Here is a 6,297-nt window from a genome sequence, read left to right as displayed (position 1 = left end):
GGGCCCGCGCGTGGACGGGAAGTTTTTAATCAGGAACGGGCCAGGCCCTCCACCGCCCCCTCCCGCCCCCCCCCCCCCGGTTGTGTTTGATTTTTGCGGTTTTGGGGGGGGAGGGCCCTCCCCCCCGGTGGCCCGCGACCGGCCCCTAAAAGCTTGCGAGCGCTTCGCACCCGAGCGGGAGCAAGCTCCCTCGCCACAAGACTGAGTCAACATGTGACGCCCCATTCAGAGACTGAATACAGCGTCTGCGTTCACAGTCGGCGCGGCCTCGCGGTATAGTCGGGCACGCTATTTATTTCGCGCGCCCCGCCTCGCCGGGCCGGCGACACGTTCGAGGAAATTGCAGATGAAGTTCGAAGGCACCCGCGCCTACGTGGCCACCGATGACCTGAAACTGGCCGTGAACGCCGCCATCACTTTGGAGCGGCCATTGCTGGTCAAGGGCGAACCAGGCACCGGCAAGACCATGCTCGCCGAACAATTGGCCGAGTCCTTCGGCGCGCGCCTGATCACCTGGCACATCAAGTCCACCACCAAGGCCCACCAGGGCCTGTACGAGTACGACGCGGTCAGCCGCCTGCGGGACTCGCAGTTGGGCGTGGACAAGGTCCACGACGTGCGCAACTACCTGAAGAAGGGCAAGCTCTGGGAAGCCTTCGAGTCCGAGGAGCGGGTGATCCTGCTGATCGACGAAATCGACAAGGCCGACATCGAGTTCCCCAACGACCTGCTGCAAGAGCTCGACAAGATGGAGTTCTACGTCTACGAGACCGACGAAACCATCAAGGCCAAGCAGCGCCCGATCATCATCATTACCTCCAACAACGAAAAGGAACTGCCGGACGCCTTCCTGCGCCGCTGCTTCTTCCACTACATCGCGTTCCCCGACCGCGTCACCCTGCAAAAAATCGTCGATGTGCATTACCCGGACATCAAGAAAGACCTGGTCAGCGAAGCGCTGGACGTGTTCTTCGACGTGCGCAAGGTGCCGGGCCTGAAGAAAAAACCTTCCACTTCCGAACTGGTGGACTGGCTCAAGCTGCTGATGGCCGACAACATCGGCGAAGCGGTGCTGCGCGAGCGTGATCCGACCAAGGCCATTCCGCCGCTGGCCGGCGCCCTGGTGAAAAACGAACAAGACGTGCAACTGCTCGAGCGCCTGGCGTTCATGAGCCGTCGCGGCACCCGCTGATCCTCTTCTTTTAACAAGGGCGAGGGCGATTGCCATGCTGCTTAACCTGTTCAATGAGATGCGCGCCGCCAAGGTGCCCGTGTCGGTGCGTGAACTGCTGGACCTGATCAATGCGCTGAAACAGCGGGTGATCTTCGCCGACATGGACGAGTTCTATTACCTGTCCCGGGCGATCCTGGTGAAGGACGAACGGCATTTCGACAAGTTCGACCGGGCGTTCGCCGCGTACTTCAACGGCCTGGAGAAACTCGACGATCACCTCCAGGCGCTGATCCCTGAAGACTGGTTGCGCAAGGAGTTCGAGCGCTCGCTGACCGACGAGGAGCGGGCGCAGATCCAGTCCCTGGGTGGCCTGGACAAGCTGATCGAAGAATTCAAGAAGCGCCTGGAAGAACAGAAGGAACGCCATGCCGGCGGCAACAAGTGGATCGGCACCGGCGGTACCAGCCCGTTCGGCTCCGGCGGTTTCAACCCCGAGGGCATTCGGGTCGGCGACGCCGGCAAGCGCCAGGGCAAGGCCGTGAAGGTCTGGGACCAGCGCGAATACAAGAACCTCGATGACCAGGTGGAATTGGGCACCCGCAACATCAAGATCGCCCTGCGCCGCCTGCGCAAGTTCGCCCGCCAGGGTGCGGCCGAAGAGTTGGACATCGACGGCACCATCGACCACACCGCCCGGGACGCCGGGCTCTTGAACATCCAGATGCGCCCGGAGCGACGCAACACCGTCAAGCTGTTGCTGCTGTTCGACATCGGTGGCTCGATGGATGCCCATGTGAAGATCTGCGAAGAACTGTTCTCGGCCTGCAAGACCGAGTTCAAGCACCTGGAGTATTTCTACTTCCACAACTTCGTCTACGAATCGGTGTGGAAGAACAACCTGCGTCGCACTTCGGAACGCACCTCGACCCAGGACTTGCTGCACAAGTACGGCGCCGACTACAAAGTGATCTTCATCGGCGACGCCGCCATGGCGCCTTATGAAATCACCCAGGCCGGCGGCAGCGTCGAGCACTGGAACGAAGAAGCCGGTTATGTGTGGATGCAGCGCTTCATGGAGAAGTACAAGAAACTCATCTGGATCAACCCGTACCCCAAGGACACCTGGGGCTACACCGCCTCGACCAACATCGTGCGCGAGTTGGTGGAAGACCGGATGTATCCACTGACCTTGCGGGGGTTGGAGGAAGGGATGCGGTTTCTTTCCAAGTAAAGTTCTTTGGTGCCTTTCAGGGCCTCATCGCGAGCAGGCTCGCTCCCACAGGGATCTTGTATACGACGAAGATCCAATGTGGGAGCGAGCCTGCTCGCGATGCTTTTCAGCTGTTCAAAAACACCTGCAAGCACTCCACCTGCTGCCCATGCGCCACCTCCTGCACCACCGGCCGCAACCGCACCTGCGCCCCGGGCAGGCATTGCGCCAGCCGGGCCAGGGACAGCGGCGTCAACGCACCCAGGCGTGGATAACCGCCAATGGTTTGCCGATCATTGAGCAGCACAATCGGCTGGCCGTCCGGCGGCACCTGCACGGCACCGAGGGGAATGCCCTCGGAAATCATCGCCGGCCCCTGATATTCCAACGCCGTGCCCAGCAAGCGCATGCCCATGCGGTCGGCGCGACTGTCCAGCGTCCACGCAGTGTTGAACGCATTGAAGAGGCTGCGTCCGCTGAACGCGCCATTCTGCGCACCGAGGATCAGGTCCAGCGGCTGCGCTTGCTGGAAATCCGGAATCCGCGTGTGCGGCATGGGACGCGGCGTCGGCGTGCCTGAATAGCTCAAGTGCGCACCGCGACTCAGCGCCCGCCCCCGCCCATCCAGGCCACCGAGTTCCTCGCGCACCACCGTTGCCCGGCTGCCCAGCACCGCAGGCGCATCAAAACCACCAGGTGCCGCCAGGTAGGCCCGGGCACCGAGCACAGGCTGGGTGAGCGCCAGGACCTGGCCTTTGCGCAAGCTGAAGAAACGCCACGATGCCACGCCCTGCCCATCTATCCGTGCGCCCAGGTCCGCCCCGGCGAGCGCCAGCACGCAGTCCTCGTCGGCCACCACGGTAAAACCGCCGAGGGTAATCTCCACCACCGCCGCGTCCAGGTCATTGCCCAGCATCCAATTGGCCCAGGCCATCGACAACCAATCCGCCGCGCCGCCCTGGGTCACGCCCAGGTGTCTCACACCGAAACGGCCGGCGTCCTGCAACAGGCACAGCGGGGTGCTGGCCTCGATCAACAACCGGCTCATGCCTGGGCCTCCAACGGTGTGTCGTCGCCACCCAGGGCGATGAATTCGGCGTGGTCCACGGCGGCAAAACGCACCGTGTCCCCCGGCTGCATCAGGCTGTAGCCGTCACGCTCACGATCGAACAACTTGGCCGGGGTGCGCCCGATCAGGTTCCAACCGCCGGGCGAAACCACTGGATACGCTGCGGTCTGACGCTCGGCAATGCCGACGCTGCCCGCTGCCACGCGCTTGCGTGGGGTGTCGAGGCGCGGTGCAGCCAGCGCTTCGTCCACCAGCCCCATGAAGGCGAAACCGGGGGCGAAGCCCAGGGCAAACACCTGATACTCCCGTTCGCTGTGGCGGCGGATCACCTGGGCGACCGTCAAGCCGCTGCGGCTCGCCAACAGTTCAAGCTCCGGCCCGACGCTAAGGTCGTACCACACCGGCAGCACATGGCATTGGCCGGCTGAGCGGGCATCCGGTGAGAGGTTATGCAGCGCCTCGTCGATCAAATCGCGGGCCTGGACCGGGTTCAGGGCGAGCAAATCGTAGTGCACCATCAAGGTGGTGTAGGACGGCACCAGATCGATCAAACGCTCGGCAAACACCGCTCGCAGGCGCTCACTGGCAGCGAGCATCCACGGCATGTTGGCCTCGGCGATCTCATCGAACAGGCGCACCATCAGGCAGTCCACCGCCACCACTTCCACGCGTGGTTTCATGGCGTACTCTGCCGGTCCAGGGCTTCGCGGATGCGTTGCACGGCCGCCACGGAGCTGGCGTTGTCACCGTGCACGCACAAGGTATTGGCCATAAGGTGCAAGGCACTGCCGTCGCTGGCGGTCAATGCATCGCCACGGGCAATGGTCAGGGCTTGCCCGATGATGACCTCGGGATCGTGATGCACCGCCCCCGGTGCCTGTCGCGAAACCAGGCGACCGGCATTGTCGTAGGCCCGATCGGCAAAGGCCTCGAACCACAGGGTCAGGCCGTACTCGTCGCCCAGGGCCTGGGCGGCGCTGTTATCCCGGGTCGCCATGAGCATCAGTGGCAGTTGCCGGTCATAGGCCGCGACAGCCTGGATCACCGCGCGCAGTTGCGCCGGGTTGGCCATCATGTCGTTGTACATCGCTCCGTGGGGCTTGACGTAGCTGACTCGCCCGCCCTGGGCCCGGCAGATGCCGTCGAGGGCGCCGATCTGGTAGTGCAGCAAGTCCTGCAGCTCCTGGGCGCCATAGGCCATGGAACGCCGGCCGAAGCCCGCCAGGTCCTGATAGGCCGGGTGCGCGCCGATCCGCACGCCGTGGCTCAGGGCCAGGCTGACGGTCTTGCGCATAATGCTCGGGTCGCCAGCGTGGAAGCCGCAGGCAATGTTGGCGCAATCGATGAAGGGCATCACCTCGGCGTCCAGACCCATGGTCCAGCTGCCAAAGCTTTCGCCGATATCGCAGTTCAGTAGCAGGCGCTTCACGGTGAACGCTCCTGTAGGTTTTTTCTTCTTTGACTGTGGGGCCAAGCCATGGAGCCCAGGCCCCCACAGGGTATCAGTTACTCGGCTTCCAACTGCTTGCCTTGGGTTTCCGGCAGGCTCAGGGCCGCGAGGATCACCACGCCGTAGGACACCGCCGCGAAGGCGCCGATACCCACGCTCAGCGGCACCTTCTGGCTCAAGATACCGATCAACAGCGGGAACAATGCCGCCACCGCCCGGCCAATGTTGTAGCAAAAGCCCTGGCCCGAACCGCGGATGCGCGTAGGAAACAGCTCGGTGAGGAACGAGCCCATGCCGCTGAACATCCCGGAAGCGAAAAAGCCCAGGGGAAAGCCCAACCACAGCATCACGTTATTGCTCACCGGCACCTGGGTGTACAGCAAGACGATAGTGAACGAACCGATGGCGTACAGGACGAAGTTCTTCTTGCGTCCCAGGATGTCCGACAGGTACGCGCTGATGACATAGCCCACGTAGGAACCGACGATCACCATCGCCAGATAGCCACCGGTGCTCAATACACTCAAGCCACGCTCATTCTTGAGAAACGTCGGTAGCCAGGACGTGATGGCGTAGTAACCGCCCAGGGCACCGGTGGTCAGCAGCGAGGCACGCAGGGTGGTGAAGAGGATGCCAGGGGCAAAAATCTCGTAGAACTTCGCCGGATTTTCCGGCGTCAACCGGGCCTTGGTCTGGTTATAGACTTCCGGGTCCTTGACCAGCCGGCGGACGAAAATCACGAACACCGCCGGCACGATGCCGAGGATGAACAGTGCGCGCCAGGCATCTTCCGGTGGCAACACCGAGAACAGCAGCGCGTACAGGATCGCGGTCATGCCCCAGCCCAGCGCCCAGCCCGATTGCACCATGCCCACCGCCTTGCCGCGGTCCTTGGCACGGATCACCTCGCCCATCAACACCGCACCGGCGGTCCACTCGCCGCCGAAGCCGAAGCCCATCAAGGTGCGGGCGATCAACAGTTGTTCATAGTTCTGGGCAAAGCCGCACAGGAAGGTGAAAAACGCGAACCACAGCACCGTCAGTTGCAAGGTGCGCACCCGACCGATCCGGTCCGAGAGAATGCCCGCCACCCAGCCGCCAATGGCCGACGCGATCAAGGTGCTGGTGTGGATCAGGCCTGCCTGGCCGGTGGTGATGCCCCACATCGCGATCAGGGTCGGCACCACGAAACTGAGCATCTGGGTGTCCATGCCGTCCAGGGCGTAACCGATCTTGCAGCTCCAGAAGGTGCGACGTTCCTGCTGGTTGATGTTGCGATACCAATCGAACGGGCCAGAACGGGCCTGGGGTTGGGGGACGCCGAGCGTGTCGGGTGCACTCATGGTGGTTCTCCACGGTTTTATTGTTGTGAGTCTCGACGACGCTGACGTGGA

6 protein-coding genes are annotated in these 6,297 nt (G+C 63.0%); 2 read left to right on the top strand and 4 right to left on the bottom strand.

What is annotated here, in order from left to right; translation table 11 throughout:
* Positions 1 to 346: 346 nt before the first annotated feature.
* Positions 347 to 1,192: a MoxR family ATPase gene (locus J3361_RS16010; RefSeq protein ID WP_025212404.1), complete on the top strand. Its 846-nt coding sequence runs from the start codon at positions 347 to 349 to the stop codon at positions 1,190 to 1,192.
* Between the two features lie 34 nt (positions 1,193 to 1,226).
* Positions 1,227 to 2,405 carry a VWA domain-containing protein gene (locus J3361_RS16005; protein ID WP_003198888.1) on the top strand — a complete coding sequence of 393 codons (1,179 nt, stop codon included), beginning with the start codon at positions 1,227 to 1,229 and terminating at the stop codon, positions 2,403 to 2,405.
* Between the two features lie 106 nt (positions 2,406 to 2,511).
* Here J3361_RS16005 and J3361_RS16000 read toward each other — a convergent pair whose 3' ends face one another.
* The 4 genes from J3361_RS16000 to J3361_RS15985 form a co-directional block, all read right to left on the bottom strand.
* The gene (locus J3361_RS16000; protein ID WP_207965395.1) at positions 2,512 to 3,432 is read right to left on the bottom strand and encodes a biotin-dependent carboxyltransferase family protein; all 921 of its coding nucleotides are present in this window, start codon (positions 3,430 to 3,432) and stop codon (positions 2,512 to 2,514) included.
* Entirely contained in the window at positions 3,429 to 4,133 is a 705-nt protein-coding gene (pxpB, locus tag J3361_RS15995; RefSeq protein ID WP_207965394.1) for a 5-oxoprolinase subunit PxpB, read from the bottom strand. The genes J3361_RS16000 and pxpB overlap by 4 nt, the downstream gene beginning before the upstream one ends.
* Positions 4,130 to 4,882 (bottom strand): 5-oxoprolinase subunit PxpA, encoded by a 753-nt coding sequence (locus J3361_RS15990; protein WP_207965393.1) that lies wholly within the window; start codon positions 4,880 to 4,882, stop codon positions 4,130 to 4,132. Before J3361_RS15990 ends, pxpB begins: the two co-directional genes overlap by 4 nt.
* Before the next feature lie 77 nt (positions 4,883 to 4,959).
* The gene (locus tag J3361_RS15985) at positions 4,960 to 6,246 is read right to left on the bottom strand and encodes an MFS transporter (RefSeq protein ID WP_109755848.1); all 1,287 of its coding nucleotides are present in this window, start codon (positions 6,244 to 6,246) and stop codon (positions 4,960 to 4,962) included.
* Between the last annotated feature and the right edge of the window lie 51 nt (positions 6,247 to 6,297).

This window comes from Pseudomonas sp. OA65, assembly GCF_017498305.1.
Taxonomy (GTDB): Bacteria; Pseudomonadota; Gammaproteobacteria; order Pseudomonadales; family Pseudomonadaceae; genus Aquipseudomonas; species Aquipseudomonas zanjanensis.
Note: the sequence above shows the minus strand (reverse complement) of the source record. Positions and strands in the feature narration are given on the sequence as shown.

Excerpts from the sequence above, each read along its gene's own strand:
- J3361_RS16010 (WP_025212404.1), top strand. The coding sequence starts at position 347 with ATGAAGTTCGAAGGCACCCGCGCCTACGTGGCCACCGATGACCTGAAA.
- J3361_RS16005 (WP_003198888.1), top strand. The coding sequence starts at position 1,227 with ATGCTGCTTAACCTGTTCAATGAGATGCGCGCCGCCAAGGTGCCCGTG.
- J3361_RS16000 (WP_207965395.1), bottom strand. The coding sequence starts at position 3,432 with ATGAGCCGGTTGTTGATCGAGGCCAGCACCCCGCTGTGCCTGTTGCAG.
- pxpB (WP_207965394.1), bottom strand. The coding sequence starts at position 4,133 with ATGAAACCACGCGTGGAAGTGGTGGCGGTGGACTGCCTGATGGTGCGC.
- J3361_RS15985 (WP_109755848.1), bottom strand. The coding sequence starts at position 6,246 with ATGAGTGCACCCGACACGCTCGGCGTCCCCCAACCCCAGGCCCGTTCT.